Below are 463 nucleotides of genomic sequence, written 5' to 3'. Positions count from 1 at the left end.
CGGCGGGCCTGCCAGATTATATCTGCGGATCGGAAGATGGTACGATATCGGTCCTGCCGACCGCCGGAGGTAGAATTGCGATTGAGGCTGCGCGATCTCGCCAATGAGCGACGGCGTTTCGGCTATCGGCGACTGTTCGTCCTGCTTCGGCGGGACGGAGAGCCGTCCGGCCTCAATCGCATCTACCGGCTCTATCGCGAGGAAGGTCTTTCTGTCCGCAAGCGCAAAGCCAGGCGGCGTGCTGTCGGCACGCGTGCGCCGATCCTGGTCGAAGCGAAGGCCAATGCCCGTTGGTCGCTGGACTTCGTGCATGACCAGTTTGCCTGCGGCAGACGCTTCCGCGTTCTCAATGTCGTCGATGATGTCACGCGCGAATGCCTGGCTGCGATCCCGGACACATCGATCTCCGGACGGCGTGTGGCGCGAGAACTGACGACGCTAATCGAACGACGTGGCAGGCCCG

General features: G+C 62.9%; 1 protein-coding gene. It reads left to right on the top strand.

Annotation, left to right across the window (positions count from 1 at the left end; genetic code table 11):
- The coding region (locus C5748_RS27495; RefSeq protein ID WP_146119662.1) for a DDE-type integrase/transposase/recombinase at positions 1-463 on the top strand (463 nt) is incomplete at both ends.

The organism is Phyllobacterium phragmitis (assembly GCF_002980495.1).
GTDB classification, from domain to species: Bacteria; Pseudomonadota; Alphaproteobacteria; order Rhizobiales; family Rhizobiaceae; genus Paramesorhizobium; species Paramesorhizobium phragmitis.
This window is presented reverse-complemented; position numbering and strand designations above follow the sequence as displayed.